The following is a 619-nucleotide window of genomic DNA, read 5'->3' as shown; positions in this document are numbered from 1 at the left end:
GAACTGCTCCCCATTAGTTGGACTGAGAAATCAGTTTCCGACTAGTGGGGAGTAATTTCTTTTGAGAGCACGAAGTTCTCTGAGCGAGTTTCAGCGAGAGCAGTTGGTTGAACTGTTTGAACAGGGTCTGGGCTACACGGCGGCAGCTAATCGTTTAGGGGTTAGCCTGTATGCGGTGAAGAGTTTTGAGCGTCGGTTCAAACTTCATGGCAGGCTGTGTCTTGTGGAGAAACCAACTCAGCAGCAGTTTTCCTTCGAAGTGAAGAAGGACATTGTCGATCGTTTCAATTCCGGCCAGTCCAAGATGGAGCTTGCCCGTGAGTTCGGTTTGTCCTCTGATCAACTCGTAACAGGTTGGGTGCGGGCCTGACGTGCAGGTGGTGATGAAGCTTTGCCACCGAAGCCGAAGGGACGACCGAAAGGCAGTTCACCTGCGAAGACAGCGACCGAGGAGGATCGATTGCGTCGCGAGGTGGAGAAACTGCGGGCGGAAAATGCGTACTTAAAAAAATTGCGGGACTTGAGGAACCAGAAACGAGGGTAAAGGCCAAAACTATCGTCATCGTCAAGTCAGCCCACCGCCTAGCAAGATCTGCTGGTTGCGGCAGGTCTTGCTAGG

General features: G+C 52.3%; 1 pseudogene. It reads left to right on the top strand.

Features of this window, described 5'->3' with window-relative positions:
* Window positions 1-107: 107 nt before the first annotated feature.
* A pseudogene (locus HMPREF3098_RS10330) lies at window positions 108-619 on the top strand (transposase); the annotation flags it as partial.

This window comes from Corynebacterium sp. HMSC28B08 (genome assembly GCF_001806865.1).
GTDB classification, from domain to species: Bacteria; Actinomycetota; Actinomycetes; order Mycobacteriales; family Mycobacteriaceae; genus Corynebacterium; species Corynebacterium auriscanis.
The sequence above is the reverse complement of the archived record's forward strand: the minus strand, read 5'-3'. Positions and strand labels throughout refer to the sequence as shown.